The organism is Escherichia sp. E3659, from assembly GCF_005781135.1.
Lineage (GTDB): Bacteria > Pseudomonadota > Gammaproteobacteria > Enterobacterales > Enterobacteriaceae > Escherichia.
The window spans coordinates 254947-271724 of the sequence record NZ_VATQ01000002.1 but is presented as its reverse complement, the minus strand read 5'-3'; the positions used below and the strand labels follow the sequence as shown (position 1 = coordinate 271724).

21 protein-coding genes are annotated in these 16778 nt (G+C 49.2%); 10 read left to right on the top strand and 11 right to left on the bottom strand.

Features of this window, described 5'->3' with window-relative positions; all coding sequences use genetic code 11:
* The first annotated feature begins 16 nt into the window (after positions 1-16).
* The 3 genes from yeaY (at position 17) to rnd (ending at position 3685) form a co-directional block, all read left to right on the top strand.
* Positions 17-598: a Slp family lipoprotein YeaY gene (gene yeaY / locus FEK47_RS02025; RefSeq protein ID WP_135487669.1), complete on the top strand. Its 582-nt coding sequence runs from the start codon at positions 17-19 to the stop codon at positions 596-598.
* Positions 599-802: 204 nt separating this feature from the next.
* A complete protein-coding gene (fadD, locus tag FEK47_RS02020; protein WP_130218771.1) occupies positions 803-2488 on the top strand; it encodes a long-chain-fatty-acid--CoA ligase FadD in 1686 nt (561 codons plus the stop codon).
* 81 nt (positions 2489-2569) lie between these two features.
* Positions 2570-3685: a ribonuclease D gene (gene rnd, locus FEK47_RS02015; RefSeq protein ID WP_135405790.1), complete on the top strand. Its 1116-nt coding sequence runs from the start codon at positions 2570-2572 to the stop codon at positions 3683-3685.
* Positions 3686-3726: 41 nt separating this feature from the next.
* On the opposite strand, the gene yeaX is transcribed toward rnd, so the two are convergent.
* The 4 genes from yeaX to dmlA form a co-directional block, all read right to left on the bottom strand.
* Positions 3727-4692 carry a carnitine monooxygenase reductase subunit YeaX gene (gene yeaX / locus FEK47_RS02010; RefSeq protein ID WP_135487670.1) on the bottom strand — a complete coding sequence of 322 codons (966 nt, stop codon included), beginning with the start codon at positions 4690-4692 and terminating at the stop codon, positions 3727-3729.
* A gap of 55 nt (positions 4693-4747) precedes the next feature.
* Positions 4748-5872, bottom strand: coding sequence for a carnitine monooxygenase, oxygenase subunit YeaW (yeaW, locus tag FEK47_RS02005; protein WP_000067822.1), 1125 nt, complete (start codon positions 5870-5872; stop codon positions 4748-4750).
* Between the two features lie 31 nt (positions 5873-5903).
* Entirely contained in the window at positions 5904-7514 is a 1611-nt protein-coding gene (gene yeaV, locus FEK47_RS02000; protein WP_135487671.1) for a BCCT family transporter YeaV, read from the bottom strand.
* Positions 7515-7764: 250 nt separating this feature from the next.
* Positions 7765-8850 carry a multifunctional D-malate/3-isopropylmalate/tartarate dehydrogenase gene (dmlA, locus tag FEK47_RS01995; protein WP_135487672.1) on the bottom strand — a complete coding sequence of 362 codons (1086 nt, stop codon included), beginning with the start codon at positions 8848-8850 and terminating at the stop codon, positions 7765-7767.
* Between the two features lie 102 nt (positions 8851-8952).
* Between dmlA and dmlR the strand changes: the two genes are divergently transcribed.
* The 5 genes from dmlR to FEK47_RS01970 all read left to right on the top strand — a co-directional run bounded on the left by dmlR (position 8953) and on the right by FEK47_RS01970 (position 11756).
* Entirely contained in the window at positions 8953-9876 is a 924-nt protein-coding gene (dmlR, locus tag FEK47_RS01990; protein WP_130257682.1) for a DNA-binding transcriptional regulator DmlR, read from the top strand.
* Between the two features lie 126 nt (positions 9877-10002).
* Positions 10003-10641: a leucine efflux protein LeuE gene (gene leuE, locus FEK47_RS01985; RefSeq protein ID WP_130208404.1), complete on the top strand. Its 639-nt coding sequence runs from the start codon at positions 10003-10005 to the stop codon at positions 10639-10641.
* Positions 10642-10822: 181 nt separating this feature from the next.
* Positions 10823-11173 carry a DUF1971 domain-containing protein YeaR gene (gene yeaR / locus FEK47_RS01980; RefSeq protein ID WP_240725503.1) on the top strand — a complete coding sequence of 117 codons (351 nt, stop codon included), beginning with the start codon at positions 10823-10825 and terminating at the stop codon, positions 11171-11173.
* A gap of 3 nt (positions 11174-11176) precedes the next feature.
* Positions 11177-11359 (top strand): DUF1869 domain-containing protein, encoded by a 183-nt coding sequence (locus FEK47_RS01975; protein WP_064529220.1) that lies wholly within the window; start codon positions 11177-11179, stop codon positions 11357-11359.
* 148 nt (positions 11360-11507) lie between these two features.
* A complete protein-coding gene (locus tag FEK47_RS01970) occupies positions 11508-11756 on the top strand; it encodes a GlsB/YeaQ/YmgE family stress response membrane protein (protein WP_064529219.1) in 249 nt (82 codons plus the stop codon).
* A gap of 59 nt (positions 11757-11815) precedes the next feature.
* Here the strand turns inward: FEK47_RS01970 and yoaJ are convergent, their stop codons facing one another.
* The 3 genes from yoaJ to FEK47_RS01955 are packed head-to-tail and all read right to left on the bottom strand — an operon-like array spanning position 11816 to position 13049.
* The gene (gene yoaJ, locus FEK47_RS01965; protein ID WP_001386836.1) at positions 11816-11890 is read right to left on the bottom strand and encodes a protein YoaJ; all 75 of its coding nucleotides are present in this window, start codon (positions 11888-11890) and stop codon (positions 11816-11818) included.
* Between the two features lie 2 nt (positions 11891-11892).
* Positions 11893-11991 (bottom strand): YoaK family small membrane protein, encoded by a 99-nt coding sequence (locus FEK47_RS01960; RefSeq protein ID WP_001219350.1) that lies wholly within the window; start codon positions 11989-11991, stop codon positions 11893-11895.
* A 32-nt stretch (positions 11992-12023) separates the two neighbouring features.
* Positions 12024-13049: a sensor domain-containing diguanylate cyclase gene (locus tag FEK47_RS01955; RefSeq protein WP_130208400.1), complete on the bottom strand. Its 1026-nt coding sequence runs from the start codon at positions 13047-13049 to the stop codon at positions 12024-12026.
* Between the two features lie 184 nt (positions 13050-13233).
* Here FEK47_RS01955 and FEK47_RS01950 point away from each other — a divergent pair, with 184 nt between their 5' ends.
* Entirely contained in the window at positions 13234-13488 is a 255-nt protein-coding gene (locus FEK47_RS01950) for a DUF333 domain-containing protein (protein ID WP_130218784.1), read from the top strand.
* 21 nt (positions 13489-13509) lie between these two features.
* Here FEK47_RS01950 and FEK47_RS01945 read toward each other — a convergent pair whose 3' ends face one another.
* Together FEK47_RS01945 and FEK47_RS01940 are read right to left on the bottom strand one after the other, a co-directional pair.
* The gene (locus tag FEK47_RS01945) at positions 13510-13857 is read right to left on the bottom strand and encodes a DUF488 domain-containing protein (protein ID WP_130257685.1); all 348 of its coding nucleotides are present in this window, start codon (positions 13855-13857) and stop codon (positions 13510-13512) included.
* A gap of 81 nt (positions 13858-13938) precedes the next feature.
* Positions 13939-14385 (bottom strand): DUF441 domain-containing protein, encoded by a 447-nt coding sequence (locus FEK47_RS01940; RefSeq protein ID WP_130223473.1) that lies wholly within the window; start codon positions 14383-14385, stop codon positions 13939-13941.
* Between the two features lie 169 nt (positions 14386-14554).
* On the opposite strand from FEK47_RS01940, the gene yoaI reads away from it, so the two are divergent.
* Positions 14555-14659, top strand: a complete 105-nt coding sequence (gene yoaI, locus FEK47_RS01935; RefSeq protein ID WP_130218789.1) for a small membrane protein YoaI — start codon at positions 14555-14557, stop codon at positions 14657-14659.
* Here the strand turns inward: yoaI and yeaK are convergent, their stop codons facing one another.
* Positions 14660-15163, bottom strand: coding sequence for a mischarged aminoacyl-tRNA deacylase (yeaK, locus tag FEK47_RS01930; protein WP_130218791.1), 504 nt, complete (start codon positions 15161-15163; stop codon positions 14660-14662).
* Between the two features lie 42 nt (positions 15164-15205).
* Positions 15206-16696 carry a diguanylate cyclase DgcJ gene (gene dgcJ / locus FEK47_RS01925; protein WP_138183081.1) on the bottom strand — a complete coding sequence of 497 codons (1491 nt, stop codon included), beginning with the start codon at positions 16694-16696 and terminating at the stop codon, positions 15206-15208.
* Positions 16697-16778 lie beyond the last annotated feature (82 nt).

Sequence of the window (16778 nt, the reverse complement as noted above, 5' to 3'; positions counted from 1 at the left end):
AAAAAGGAGTCGCATCATGGCGGTTCAAAAGAATGTTATCAAAGGCATACTGGCAGGTACGTTTGCGCTAATACTGAGCGGTTGTGTCACTGTGCCGGACGCCATTAAAGGCAGTAGCCCAACGCCGCAACAAGATTTAGTTCGGGTGATGAATGCGCCACAGCTGTACGTTGGTCAGGAAGCGCGATTTGGCGGTAAAGTGGTTGCGGTGCAAAACCAGCAAGGGAAAACCCGCCTGGAAATTGCCACTGTACCACTCGACAGCGGAGCAAGACCGACGCTGGGAGAACCGTCGCGTGGGCGCATTTATGCCGATGTGAATGGTTTTCTTGATCCGGTCGATTTCCGAGGCCAGTTGGTGACAGTTGTCGGGCCAATCACCGGTACGGTTGACGGAAAAATTGGCAACACGCCATATAAATTTATGGTAATGCAGGCAACGGGTTACAAACGTTGGCATTTAACCCAGCAGGTGATTATGCCGCCACAGCCGATTGATCCCTGGTTTTATGGTGGGCGAGGCTGGCCCTATGGCTACGGCGGATGGGGCTGGTATAATCCTGGTCCCGCGAGAGTACAAACAGTTGTAACTGAATAATTGCTTGTTTTTAAAGAAAAAGAAACAGCGGCTGGTCCGCTGTTTCTGCATTCTTACAGTAAAGATAAAAATAAATAGTGACGCGCTTCGCAACCTTTTCGTTGGGTAATTATCAAGCTGGTAAGATGAGTTAATATTATGTTAACAATATGTTTATCACTTGGGGTTGCGATGACGACGAACACGCATTTTAGAGGTGAAGAATTGAAGAAGGTTTGGCTTAACCGTTATCCCGCGGACGTTCCGACGGAGATCAACCCTGACCGTTATCAATCTCTGGTAGATATGTTTGAGCAGTCGGTCACGCGCTACGCCGACCAGCCCGCGTTTATGAATATGGGGGAGGTCATGACCTTCCGCAAGCTGGAAGAACGCAGTCGCGCGTTTGCCGCTTATTTGCAACAAGGGTTGGGGCTGAAGAAAGGCGATCGCGTTGCGCTGATGATGCCTAACTTATTGCAATATCCAGTGGCGCTGTTCGGCATTTTGCGCGCCGGGATGATTGTCGTAAACGTCAACCCGTTGTATACCCCGCGCGAGCTTGAGCATCAGCTCAATGACAGCGGCGCATCGGCGATTGTCATTGTGTCCAACTTTGCCCACACTCTGGAAAAAGTGGTTGATAAAACCGCCGTTCAGCACGTTATCCTGACCCGTATGGGCGATCAGCTTTCCACAGCGAAAGGCACACTGGTTAACTTCGTTGTTAAATACATCAAGCGTCTGGTGCCGAAATATCATCTGCCAGATGCCATTTCATTTCGTAGCGCCCTGCATAACGGCTACCGGATGCAGTACGTCAAACCTGAACTGGTGCCGGAAGATTTAGCTTTCCTGCAATACACCGGCGGCACCACAGGTGTGGCGAAAGGCGCGATGCTGACTCACCGCAATATGCTGGCGAACCTGGAACAGGTCAACGCCACCTATGGGCCGTTGCTGCATCCAGGTAAAGAACTGGTAGTAACGGCACTGCCGCTCTATCACATTTTTGCACTGACCATTAACTGTCTGCTGTTTATCGAACTCGGCGGGCAGAACCTGCTTATTACTAACCCACGTGATATTCCGGGGCTGGTGAAAGAGCTGGCGAAATATCCGTTTACCGCTATCACCGGCGTAAACACCTTGTTCAATGCGTTGCTGAACAATAAAGAGTTCCAGCAGCTGGATTTCTCCAGTCTGCACCTTTCCGCAGGCGGTGGGATGCCTGTTCAGCAAGTGGTGGCAGAACGTTGGGTGAAACTGACCGGACAGTATCTGCTGGAAGGTTATGGCCTGACCGAGTGCGCGCCGCTGGTCAGCGTTAACCCGTATGATATTGATTATCATAGCGGTAGCATCGGTTTGCCGGTGCCATCGACGGAAGCCAAACTGGTGGATGACGACGACAACGAAGTACCACCGGGTCAACCGGGTGAGCTTTGTGTCAAAGGACCGCAGGTGATGCTGGGGTACTGGCAGCGTCCGGATGCTACCGATGAGATCATCAAAAATGGCTGGTTACACACTGGCGACATCGCGGTGATGGATGAAGAAGGATTCCTGCGTATTGTCGATCGCAAAAAAGACATGATTCTGGTTTCCGGTTTTAACGTCTATCCCAACGAGATTGAAGATGTCGTCATGCAGCACCCTGGCGTACAGGAAGTCGCGGCTGTTGGCGTGCCTTCCGGCTCCAGTGGTGAAGCGGTGAAAATCTTCGTAGTGAAAAAAGATCCATCGCTTACCGAAGAGTCACTGGTGACCTTTTGTCGCCGTCAGCTCACGGGCTACAAAGTACCGAAGCTGGTGGAGTTTCGTGATGAGTTACCGAAATCTAACGTCGGAAAAATTTTGCGACGAGAATTACGTGACGAAGCGCGCGGCAAAGTGGACAATAAAGCCTGAGCGTTAAGTCAGTCGTCAGACGCCGGTTAATCCGGCGTTTTTTTTGACGCCCACTAAAGAGAATACAATTTGAATTACCAAATGATTACCACGGACGATGCGCTGGCTTCTTTGTGTGAAGCCGTCCGTGCCTTTCCGGCGATAGCCCTGGATACTGAATTTGTTCGTACGCGCACTTATTACCCGCAGCTGGGGTTGATTCAACTTTTCGATGGCGAGCATCTGGCGCTAATCGATCCACTCGGGATCACCGACTGGTCACCGCTGAAAGCGATCCTGCGCGATCCGTCCATCACCAAATTTCTCCATGCGGGCAGTGAAGATCTGGAAGTGTTCCTCAACACGTTTGGTGAATTGCCACACCCTCTGATTGACACGCAAATCCTCGCTGCTTTCTGCGGACGCCCGATGTCGTGGGGTTTCGCTTCCATGGTGGAAGAGTACACCGGCGTTACGCTCGACAAGAGCGAATCGCGCACCGACTGGTTGGCAAGACCGCTAACCGAACGTCAATGTGAATACGCGGCAGCGGACGTCTGGTATTTGTTACCGATCACCGCAAAGCTAATGGTAGAAACGGAAGCCTCTGGCTGGTTACCTGCGGCGCTGGATGAATGCCGCCTGATGCAAATGCGTCGTCAGGAAGTCGTTGCGCCGGAAGATGCATGGCGTGATATCACCAATGCCTGGCAATTACGTACACGCCAACTGGCCTGTCTGCAACTGTTGGCCGACTGGCGACTGCGCAAGGCGCGGGAGCGCGATCTGGCGGTTAACTTTGTCGTGCGTGAAGAGCATTTGTGGTCGGTTGCGCGTTATATGCCGGGAAGTCTGGGCGAACTGGACAGCCTGGGTTTATCCGGTAGCGAAATCCGCTTCCACGGAAAAACGCTGCTTGCGCTGGTGGAGAAAGCGCAGGCATTACCGGAAGAGGCGTTACCGCAGCCAATGTCAAACCTGATGGACATGCCCGGTTATCGCAAGGCGTTTAAAGCGATTAAGTCGCTGATCACTGACGTGAGCGAAACGCATAAGATCAGCGCCGAATTGTTGGCATCGCGTCGGCAAATAAACCAACTGCTGAACTGGCACTGGAAACTGAAGCCGCAGAACAATTTACCCGAGCTGATTTCCGGCTGGCGCGGTGAGCTGATGGCAGAAGCATTGCACAATTTATTGCAGGAATATCCGCAGTAAAACCTTCCTGAGCCGGACAGGGGCGTCCGGCTTCAGACAAACTACAAATCTAACACCAGGCGTTTACCCTTCGCACGCGAACAACAGATCAACATACTTTGCTGGCTGGCACGCTCTTCATCGCTAAAATACTGATCCCGATGGTCAGCTTCACCTTCCAGTATTGCCGTTTCGCAGGTTCCGCATACCCCTTCACGACATAAACATTCCACTTTCGCGGCTTTATTATTTTCAATAACCTGCAAAATAGTCATCTCTTCCGGTACCACAAACTCTTTTCCGGAACGGGCAAGCACCAGGGTAAATGCATCGCCGGTTTTGTCTTCGATAGCAAATTGCTCAAAGTGCAGCGTATCGGCGGCGATGTCCAGACGCGCAGCTTCACTTCTTACCGCTTCAATTAGCGCCTCGGGGCCACAGGTATAAACGTGTGTGCCAGGTTCGATATCCGCCAATAATCGCGCTAATTCCAGTCGTGTTCCGGTTGATGAATGATGCAAATGGACTTTCTCAGCCTGCGGATGCTGGACTAGCTCATCACGAAATGCGCAGCTTTCTGGATTTCGCGAGCAGTAATGTAACTGCCAGTCGACGTCGCTGTATTGCATCTCTGCCAGGTGCGACAGGAAAGGGGTGATACCAATACCGCCCGCGATAAACAGATGCTTTCTGGCCGAGGGAATTAGCGCAAACAGATTATTAGGCGTCGAAATGGTCAACCGATCGCCTGCTTTCACCTGCTGATGCAAAAAGCGCGAACCACCGCGCGAGTTTTCTTCCAGTCGAACGGCAATCTGATAATGAGTTGTATCGAGCGGCGAACTCAGCAGTGAATACGCATTGCTGTACTGGTTATCACCATCGCTCATCTGCACAATGACGTGACTTCCTCCGGTGAACGCAGGTAATGGTTTGCCATCGGTTGCCACCAGCGTGAAGCGTTTCACCTGTTCGGTAAGCGTTTCCACCTGACTCACCTGTACTTCAAACATTTGATAGTCTGACATTGCTGTACTCCATCAAAAATCAGCCCGGCGGCGGAAAATACCGCCGCCGATGTCATTAGTCCTTAAACACCTGCGCCAGCAGATTATGGAAGTGGGCGATACCGTGTTCGGAAATCCCGCTACCGCTACTGTCGGCCATGATGCGCCCCTGACCACGATAGCCACGCGATTTCAGCCCTTTCTGTACGCTTTCAACCAGACGTAAATCTTCCGGACGGAATACATCGCGATACCACTCAATCAGCGATTTTTGCTCGTCGGTTAACTCTTCATTGGTGAAGTAAATATCGTAGTTTTGCAGGGTAGTTTCAGAATCCACCGGGAATTCATAAATGACCGTCATCATCCCTTTGATCGGGGTGACGTTCAGCATCGTGCACGGCCACAGCCAGAAACCGTGGAATGCCGCATCCGTACCCTCTTCAAATTTAAACGACTGTTCGGACGGTTTGGCGAAACCGTATTGCAGCGTCCAGTTACCGTGCATGGTGTGCCAGTAACGATCAACCTGTACGGAGTCGGAGAAACCTGGATGCGCCGGACCACAGTGATAGCACTCGAGATAGTTATCGACAATGTTCTTCCAGTTGGCAGGCGTGCGGGTGGTAAAGCGGGCCGCCAGTTTCAGGTCGTGGACTTCCGGGCAGGCTTCCAGCACTTTCGCGCCCAGACCGGGTAACTGATCTTCTACGCTGGTGGCGTTGGGGTCCATGTTGATGAAGACGAATCCGGCATACTCTTCTAGACGCACCGGGACCAGTTGCGCTTTGTCGCTATCGAAATTGGCGACGTTTTCACAGTTACGTGCGTGGGCCAGGTTGCCATCGAGTTTGAATGCCCATGCGTGATACGGACAGGTAATCACATTTTTTGCTTTTCCTTCACCGCTCAATAACTGATGACCACGGTGCGGGCAAACGTTATAGAACGCGCGCAAAACCTTATCACGACCGCGTACCAGCACAATGCTTTCGCCAATGATCTCACGCGTCACGTAATCATTAGCATTCGCCAGTTCGCTACTGTGGGCGACGCAAATCCAGCTTTTAGCGAAGACGTTTTCTTTTTCGTGTTCAAAGGCGTTCTGATCGGTATAAAAACGGGCAGGAATGGTCCACGCCTCTTGCGGGTTAGCGCAAAAATTTTCGGGTAGTACAAAGTCAGGGCTCAGATTGCTCATAGGGATACCTTTATCGTTAGGATGATGGCGCTCAGTTGTCGCCTTTGAATACGGTTCCCGCAGGGAGCACTGGCGTTTTTTCCGGGGCTTCAACCGGTGTCTGCGGGAGATAATGTTCAATTTGATGAGCCGGAATGTCGGCGTAATCCTGTTTCAGCCAGCGAAGAAATCCGCCGACTTTCACCAGTAAAATGACAAGGAAGGGAAGGGCTGTGAGCACGACGGTGGTTTTCATCGTTTCCAGCGACGCGCCGGTGAACAGAATTGAAAGCGGGATCAGTGTGATCACCACGCACCAGAAAAGACGCAGCCCACGGTCAGGATCGTCACCTTCCTGGAGATTTCGCGTACTGGTCGCCGCCATGGTGTAGGCCACCGCATCCATATGCGAGGCAAGGAAAATAATCATCACGCCCAGGTATGCGGCGAGGAACAATTTACCTGCAGGCAACGACATCAGAACTTGTTGAACGGCAGTTTCACCGCCCAGTGTTTCCAGCACCTGTGGGACGTTGATTACGCCATTGATAAACTGATGAATGGCATAGCTTTCCATTACACCGAAGAAGAACCAGCAACCGACGGTGCTGCCGAGGATCAGTCCCCAGATAACTTCTTTAATCTTACGGCCGCGTGAAACGCGGGTGACAAACATTGCCACGCCGGGCGTGTATGAGATCCACCACAGCCAGTAGAAAACGGTCCAGTTGCGGGTAAATGAACCATCGCCAAGCGGATCGGTAAATAAGCTCATTTGCAGGAAGTTTTGCGTGGTCAGGCCAATGGCATTGATGATGCTGTTGGTAATAAATTCGGTTGGGCCGACAATCAGAACCAGCAATGGCAGCAGGAAGGCTCCCCAGCCGACCATTTTGCTCAGACGTTGCAAACCGTTGTTGATACCAATCCACGAGCTAAGGCAAAAAATGCCGCCGGAAAGCAGGATAACAAAAGCCTGTACGGTAAAGTTATCCGGTAAACCGGTCAGCGCGGAAAGACCACGAGTAAAAGTTGCGGCGGTGACGACCAGGGAAATAGTCAGTGCGCCGACAGTGGCGATCAGGAACATCAAATCGACCAGTTTTCCCCACGGACCTTGCGGGCGAACGCCGGTAATAGCAGCAATAATGCCGGAAAGACTCAGCCCTTTATTTTTCCGCACATGAAAGTGGTAAGCCATGATTAATGAGGCCAGCGTATAAGTTGCCCAGGCGCTGATGCCCCAATGGAAGAAGGAGTAGGGAACGCTAAATTCGAGTGCCTGTTGTGAACGCGGCGCGATATTTAAACCTGGCGTTTGATAATAATAGGCCCACTCAGCAACCCCCCAATAAAGCGTAGAAGAACCTAAACCGGCACAAATAAACATAAACAGCCAGGAGAGCGTGCTGTATTCCGGTTTTCCTTCGCCAAGACGAATATTGCCGTATTTACTGGTGGCTAAATAAATCACCAGTCCCATTGCCAGCAAAACCAATACCTGTACGGCGGAACCTAACGTACGCGTGACAAAAGTGTATATTGCGTTGGCCGCGTCGGCCGATTGTTGTGGGAAAAGGCTTAATGCAGCTGCGATGAAAAGAATGGCCACCAGGCTGATGCTTATCAGCGGCACATCTTTTTTCTTAACATTGCTCATCATGAGTCATCTCCTGGGCATAAAAGCCCGTCTCTGGCTTTTGCCAGTTGTAATTATGTGCAGGGTAATGAATTGCATGTTGTGTTTAACAAATTGATTATTTGCATGTTACATAAATTAAACAATTAAGAATACGGAAAGCCATAAAACACGAAACGGAAACAATAAAAGGTGAAATGACGCAGGTTATTTACTGAAGAGAATGAATAAAAAAACCGCGTCAGTGACGCGGTTCAAATAAACTGGTTTGACCTTAACGCAAAATAATTTTGCAAATCGCGTCGGCAACCTGTGGTGTGGTGGCATTGCCTTTCATATCGGGTGTTTTCGGCCCGTGAGCAATCACTTCTTCAATCGCTGCCAGAATAGCGTTATGCGCTTGCTGGAAACGCTCATCGCCATTGCCGAGGAAATCGAGCATCATTGCACCGGCCCAAATCGTGGCGATAGGGTTAGCAATATTTTTCCCGTAGATATCCGGCGCGGAACCGTGGACAGGCTCGAAGAGCGACGGAAAAGTACGTTCCGGATTCAGGTTGGCGGATGGGGCAATGCCGATGGTGCCGGTGCAGGCCGGGCCAAGATCGGAAAGGATATCGCCAAACAAATTGGATGCCACCACCACGTCAAAACGTTCTGGTTGCATCACAAAGCGCGCGCAGAGAATATCAATATGCTGCTTGTCCCAGCGGATCGCCGGGTAATTTTCTGCCATTGCTTCCACGCGCTCATCCCAGTACGGCATGCTGATGGCTAAACCGTTAGATTTGGTGGCGGAAGTCAGAGTTTTACGTGGGCGGCTTTGTGCAAGTTCAAAGGCATAACGCAAAATACGGTCGACGCCACGGCGGGTAAATACCGATTCCTGGATGACAACCTCATGCTCCGTTCCTTCGTTTAACCGTCCACCCAGAGACGAGTATTCGCCTTCTGTGTTCTCGCGCACTACGTAAAAATCGATATCGCCAGGCTGTTTCCCCGCCAGTGGGCAAGGTACGCCAGGAAAGAGGCGGACCGGACGCAGGTTAACGTATTGGTCAAATTCACGGCGAAATTTCAGCAGCGATCCCCATAACGAAATATGGTCCGGAACGGTATCCGGCCAGCCGACAGCACCAAAGTAGATAGCGTCGAAACGGCTGAGTTGTTCATGCCAGTCGTCCGGCATCATTTTGCCGTGATGGCTGTAATATTCGCAACTTGCCCACTCCATCTGCTCAAAGCTTAAGGCGAAGCCCCAGCGTTCAGCGGCAGCCTGTAACACACGAATCCCTTCAGGAAGGACTTCTTTGCCGATTCCATCCCCGGGTATTGCAGCGATCCGAAACGTTTTCATCATTGGGTTCTCACTTCCTGACCATCAAAATTGACAATACCCTCATCCTATAATTGACTGAAAAGGAATTAATCCCCGCAACTGGTGAAACATAAAACACGAATCATGAATAATTTACCGCTGCTGAACGATTTGCGCGTCTTTATGCTGGTGGCTCGCCGGGCAGGTTTTGCTGCTGTAGCAGAAGAAATGGGTGTTTCTCCGGCTTTCGTTAGCAAGCGTATCGCCTTACTGGAACAAACGCTGAACGTGGTGTTATTACACCGCACCACTCGTCGCGTGACGATCACCGAAGAAGGTGAGCGGATTTATGAGTGGGCGCAGCGCATATTGCAGGATGTCGGGCAGATGATGGATGAACTCTCCGACGTGCGCCTCGTGCCACAAGGGATGTTGCGTGTTATCAGTAGTTTTGGGTTTGGACGGCGAGTTGTTGCTCCGGCATTATCGGCGCTGGCAAAGGCTTATCCGCAACTGGAATTACGCTTTGACGTGGAAGACAGACTGGTCGACCTGGTTAATGAAGGCGTCGATCTCGATATTCGTATTGGTGATGACATCGCACCTAACTTAATCGCCCGCAAACTGGCGACCAATTACCGTATCCTCTGCGCGTCGCCGGAATTTATTGCGCAACATGGTGCGCCGAAACATTTCACGGACCTTTCAGCGTTACCCTGTCTGGTTATAAAAGAGCGCGATCATCCATTTGGCGTCTGGCAATTGCGCAATAAAGAAGGAAACCACGCCATTAAAGTCACCGGCCCGCTATCGTCTAATCATGGTGAAATAGTGCATCAATGGTGTCTCGATGGTCAGGGTATTGCGCTGCGCTCCTGGTGGGATGTCAGCGAAAATATTGCCAGTGGCCATTTGGTGCAGGTACTACCGGAATATTATCAGCCCGCGAATGTCTGGGCGGTGTATGTATCCAGGCTGGCAACATCAGCGAAGGTGCGGATAACGGTAGAGTTTTTACGCCAGTATTTTGCCGAGCACTACCCGAATTTTTCACTGGACCACGCCTGATTAATGATTCAATCATCGGGTTATTATCAGGTTAAAACCTGATTTTCTCCTTTCTAAGCCACTACAGATTGGTTAGCATATTCACCTTTAATCGCGCATTTCCCAAAGAAAATTAAAGAGGTTAACGTGTTCGCTGAATATGGGGTTCTGAATTACTGGACCTATCTGGTTGGGGCCATTTTTATCGTGCTGGTGCCTGGGCCGAATACTTTGTTTGTGCTTAAAAATAGCGTCAGCAGTGGAGTGAAAGGTGGTTATCTTGCAGCCTGCGGCGTATTTATTGGTGATGCGGTATTAATGTTTCTGGCGTGGGCAGGTGTGGCAACGTTGATTAAGACCACACCGATATTATTCAACATCGTACGTTATCTTGGCGCGTTTTATTTGCTCTATCTTGGGGGTAAAATTCTTTACGCCACCCTGAAGGGCAACAATAGCGAGGCCAAATCGGATGAACCGCAATATGGCGCTATTTTCAAGCGCGCCTTAATATTGAGCCTGACCAACCCGAAAGCTATTTTATTCTACGTGTCATTTTTCGTGCAATTTATCGACGTTAATGCGCCACATACGGGTATTTCGTTCTTTATTCTGGCGATGACACTTGAGATAGTCAGCTTCTGTTATTTGAGCTTCCTGATTATTTCCGGCGCCTTTGTCACGCAGTACATTCGCACTAAAAAGAAACTGGCAAAACTAGGCAACTCTCTGATTGGTTTGATGTTTGTCGGTTTTGCCGCTCGACTGGCGACGCTGCAATCTTAATACTTTCCGCCCGCGATACCGCGGGCTTCCCTCCTGAACGCCACCGCGACTGGACGTTGACACGGTGCTAAAAAGTAATCAATAAATGGTATTTAAAATGCAAATTATCAGGCGTACCCTGAAACGGCTGGAGTAAACGGTTTTCAGCGCATTTACCGAAGGAGGGAGAAGGATGCTACAAATCCCACAGAATTACATTCATACACGCTCAACACCTTTCTGGAATAAACAAACCGCACCTGCCGGAATATTCGAACGTCATCTTGATAAAGGAACTCGTCCCGGGGTTTACCCTCGATTGTCCGTTATGCATGGGGCGGTCAAATATCTCGGCTATGCTGATGAACACAGCACAGAACCTGATCAGGTGATCCTTATCGAAGCAGGGCAATTTGCGGTGTTCCCGCCGGAAAAATGGCACAACATTGAAGCCATGACTGACGATACTTATTTCAACATCGACTTCTTCGTTGCCCCTGAAGTCCTGATGGAAGGCGCAAAACAACGGAAAGTCATTCATACCGGGAGATGAATTATGGGCAAAGCAACGTATACCGTAACCGTCACCAATAACAGTAATGGTGTCTCTGTTGATTATGAAACAGAGACACCGATGACATTGCTGGTGCCAGAAGTTGCGGCGGAGGTGTTAAAAGATCTTGTTAACACGGTGCGCTCTTATGACACAGAAAACGAACATGATGTTTGTGGCTGGTAATTTTACCTGATAGAAAAATTCGCCATTTTATGCGCCATCGCAAAAAAAATATGCGTGATGCTCATCACAATTTTTACTTCTTTGATGTTGTGCTATGCTTTTTATTAGCGACCAACTCGCTAATACAAAACAGATAAGGAAGGATAAAATGGGCATTCTGTCATGGATTATTTTTGGGCTTATTGCTGGTATTCTGGCTAAGTGGATTATGCCAGGTAAAGATGGTGGTGGATTCTTCATGACTATCCTGTTGGGGATTGTCGGCGCCGTGGTCGGCGGATGGATCAGTACACTGTTTGGTTTTGGTAAAGTCGATGGCTTCAACTTTGGCAGCTTTGTGGTTGCGGTGATCGGTGCGCTTGTCGTGCTGTTTATCTACAGAAAAGTCAAAAGCTAACGCTGAAATAAAACAAAGGCTGCTTTTTCGCAGCCTTTGCTATTTTTACAGGTGCAGTGTTACCACCACCCTAGCTCGGTACCGAGGACGACAATAATCGCAACACCCATCATAATAATCGTTGTTTTTTTCATCTTTATGCTCCTGGGGCAGCATAGCCGCCAATAAAAAACCACGCTAAAAATACGACTGCCGTAATAAAGATTACGACAGGGAAAATAATACCGATTCGCATGTTATCACCAATCAAAAGGATGTGAATACGCCTCAGGAATCCAGAGCTGAATGCGCGACAAAAGGCTTTTTCTCTTTGTGTTTTTTCTCCTGGTACATTGCAATATCGGCGGCATGCAGGGCGCTGTCGGCATCGGTTGTTTCAGGATCCACTTCAATAATGCCAAGGCTGGCGCCAGGATAAAACAAGTCAACATCACCTAAGTGATATTCACCGCGTATTTGCTGCTGAATACGCTCACGCAATGACGGGATATCGGCATTTTCATCGGCCAGCGAAGCGACCAAAAATTCATCACCGCCGAGACGACCAATAATCTCGCTATTCTGATGTAGTGTGTTAAGGCGCTGGCCAACCTGAATGAGAAACAGATCGCCGCTATTATGACCAAAACGGTCATTGATTAATTTGAAGTTATCCAGATCGATAAAGGCAATAATTGCTTTACGCTTCAGATGCCGCGCGAGAGAAAAAAGTGTCGTCAGATTATCAAAAATTGCCCTTCGATTCGGCAGTCCCGTCAAAGAGTCAGTATAGGATTGCGCAATCAACGCCGCATTAGCTTCACGCAATTGCTCAACCAGCGCCTCTTTTTGGATGTATTGTGTAATAAGCCCGGCGAATAACTGCAAAACTTGCTCCGCGCGTTCGCTCCACGGGCGTTTCTCGCTGCTGGCGGCGCAAAGCGTGCCGTAGAATGAGCCATCCGGTAAGTGAATCGGCGTGCTCAGAAATGTTGTGATCCCAAGATTGCGTGCCGCAATGCAGTCGCCCCAACGGTCAGGGACTTCATCGCTGAAAAAACAGTTCTCATCAATTGCGCGTTTGCACAATGAGTGATCCCAGGAAACGGTAAAATTCTCCGGGATGTGCATTTTTTGGCTATTACGGGCATACAAAATGTGTTGCAGGCGTGCGTCAATATCCACTTTTGTCAGATACGTCGACTCCATGTCGGTAACCATTTCTAGCATCTCCAGAAGTTGCCGGACCAGACTTTCCAGAGACTGTTCTGAGGCGAGTGACTGCGAGACGCGGGCAATGATCTGATCTGACACGAAAGAACTCCAGGTGGTGGTAGGTAAGATGCTGAATATTTAATCTTTGCAGGCATGATAAAACATCATCAACGAAGATGAAACCAGACGTAATGTATTTTGAATGAATGTAAAAGAAATAGTGCTGCAAAACATAACGATACCGCGATACTCTAAAGCGTAGATAAACGAGAGAGATCACTATATGAAAGTTATCCGTTTTGCTCTGCCTTGCCTGCTAGTCCTGGCGGGATGTTCAACCGCCTCTCAACCTGATGCACCTAAACCGCCACATGTTGGAATGGCTAATCCTGCATCGGTCTACTGCCAGCAAAAGGGAGGTGCGCTCATTCCGGTGCAAACAGCGCAAGGGGTCAGCAACAATTGCAAATTACCGGGCGGTGAAACGATTGATGAATGGGCATTATGGCGGAGGGATCATCCGGCTGATAGAAAATAACAACCGGATGCCGGGCTGGAATCACAAACTGCGTAGCCAATCGGCCAGCACCAGTGCATGGTTTTGCGTGGTATTTTTTGCCGAATAGAGTAGGGTTAGTGTCTGCTGGCGGGCAATATCCGCCAGTCGTTTCCCTTCTTGCTCATGCTGCGCCAGTTCTGCAAGATATTGTTCGCGAAAGGTTTCAAAATCGATCACTTCGCCGTGAAAGGCTTTGCGTAGTTCTGTTGAAGGCGTGATGGTTTTGTCCCATTCATCAAGTGCTAAATCTGTTTTCTTGATACCACGCGGCCAGAGACGATCGACCAGTACGCGATAACCATCGCCTTGTTCAGCCGCATCATAGACGCGTTTACACTGAATATTCATCGTGTTTGTTCTCCCTTTCACGCAACATTGCCACGCCACTATAGCACTTTGTTTTTATGCTTATGGCGGCTGCGGCAACAATTACTGCTTACCAATAATCAGCGAAACCAGGCCAGCAGCAATAAGCGGGCCGACGGGCACACCGCGAAAAAGCGCTACGCCCAAAACCGTACCCATCAGCAATCCGGCTACCAGTTGTGGTTGACTACCCATTAACGTGACGCCGCGTCCGCCAAGCCAGGAAACAATGACGCCTACGGCAATCGCGACTAATGATTTCCAGTTCAGAAACGAGTGAACAAGTGTTGACGGGGGCAGCGTCCCGCTGGCGATTGGGGCCATAACACCGATGGTGAGAATAATTATCCCGATGCTCAACCCTTGTTTTTCAATCCAGGGGAAAAAGGTGCTCAACGGTGTGACGCGGACAATGATCAACACCAGAATTGAAACGGCGACAGTGGTGTTGTGGCTGATGAAGCCCAGCGCAGCTAATCCGAGGAGGATTAACAAAGTGACATCAAACATCGTGGTTTCCTTGCCAAAAAATAATTACCCCCTGTACTTTACGCTTGCTGAGGGCAGGAATCAGACATTAATTACCCTTTTTGCATAAAAAATAGGGAGAATTGTCATCAAACTGCCATTTACGTACGCTAACAATAACGTGAAAACAGTTATCTCCAGGGGTAAAACCATGAACGATCAAATGTTCATTGAGACACTGATTATCACGTCATCGTTTTTTGCCATTGCGGTTGTGCTGGTGCTGTCAGTTTTGCTACTTGAACGGACCAGCTAGTTATACAGTACGGCGAAAATGGACCAGTTCTGGTTGCGCAATACGTAAATAATCTGCGGTGTTAAGAATAACTGATTTATCCAGCATGCCCGCATTGAAGGCAATTTCATCGAATCGCTCGAAGAGTAGTGGGTCGGCGACCAGTTTGAGTTTGGGGTGAAAGCTGAAAGGTGGGATAGCGCCAAAAACGCAGCCCGTGAGTTCATCGACCTCTGCCGGGCTGGCAAGCGAGGCGCGTAACCCGCCAATGTGACTGGCGAGTTGGCTCAGATCGGCCTGTTGATCGGCAGGAAGTATCGCTAATACATGTTGATTAACGCCATTACCTTTGACTTTACACACCAGCGCCTTGGCGCCCTGGCCCAAAGCGGTGCCGCGAATTTCTGACACCGCTTCACATTTGCCCACTGCTTCGTGGGTGACGATGCGGAAGTTAGCGCCTTCTTGTGATAATAAAGCGATTAAGCGCTGATGCGTCACGCTTCCTTTAGCCACTTCAGTCATTTCACGCTCCTGGATTTATAACGAAACAACCACAGAAGATTATCATGAACTGCTGTTTTTGTTCTGTTTATTGACATACAGACGTTCATCGGAAGCTTTATAAGCATCATGGATCGTATCGGTTTCTTTCATCGCGTAAATACCGGAAGAGAAGCCGATCTCTTTCTGCGGCGCGATGTGTTGCAGGCGTTTTTCAATACGTTCAGGCAATTGCGCAGCAATTTGTGGCGTCGAATCGACCAGGATGATGCAAAATTCATCACCGCCGAGACGGATAGCATAATCACTTTTACGAATCGACTGTTTAATCGCCTGTGCTAATAAAGTAATCGCTAAATCACCTTCCTGATGACCCAGTGTGTCGTTAATTTGTTTTAACTTGTCCATGTCAATAGCAATGAACATGACTGCAGAACCTGCCTGAACCAGGCGTTGCAAGCGTTGCTGCAACTCAGGAGTCAATATTTTGCGGTTATACAATCCGGTCATCGCATCGCTAATATTTTCGCGAGTCACGTTTTGGTACAAGCGGAAGTGCATGCGTACCATATTCAGTAATATCAATGCCGTCAGCAGCCAGAAGACAACGCTTTTCCATGAAGAAGTAATAAAGTAAAGAATATCAATGGATAATGTGACGCGAATTCCGCCAGGTAAGTCATGGACATAACTGACATACTGAAACAGATTGTCTTCACTCTGGTTGATAATAATGTCTCGGCCCGAATCTACATCGGTAAGCGTAACATTGAGAAAACGCCAGAGGAGAGGGCGGTCATGAGTGTAAAAGATATTCCGCAGATTGTTTTTATTGATATCCAGCAGCACAATCCCTTTAAGTTCACCCGCGAGATAAACCGGCGTCAGCAAGCTCATCACATTCTGTTTGGTACGCTGATCCTGGTAAATGCTCGATAACACGGTGCGACCGGTAAACACCTTTTCAATATCTTTACGGTTAATGCCAATGCTTCCTGATTGCAAAAACGACCAGTTATTCATGGCGAAGTATTCAACATTGACCGGCTCATAAAAATAGACATAGCGGTCATTGAGATCGAGATAATAGTGAAATTTCTCTTCGGCCATACCAAGACCGGAACCATAATCATCTTGATGGCGATTACCTTCCACCGCTTGATCAAATGCGGGTAATAGCGCCGCTGCTTCCACAATTGTGTCACAGTCATCGGATGCGCTCTGTAATGTCCCGCGTAAGCCAGAATAAGTATGGGCCGTCAGGTTTAATCCATAAGTATTATTGGCCGATTCAAAAGCCTCGCAGATAGCACGTCGCTGTTCTGGCGACACCTCTGACTGTTCAGCAGCAAGTGCGCGCATGACATGTGCGGCAATACTCTGATTTTGATACTTATCATAGAGAAAGGAGGAATCCGCTTTCTGGACGATATAGCGCAAGTAGGCGCTCATCGCTCTGTCGCTGGCGACAAGTTCAAAAATAAGGAAGGAAGATGTCAGCACAATGACACTTGCGGCGATAAAATGCCGGAGCATTCTATGGTGCAATTTCATGATAAATGGCACTCCTTCGGTTAGTGAAATGAGAAAACCAGTTAAAGTTCGATTGCGGCCTGGCACAGGGGCGCTAATTATA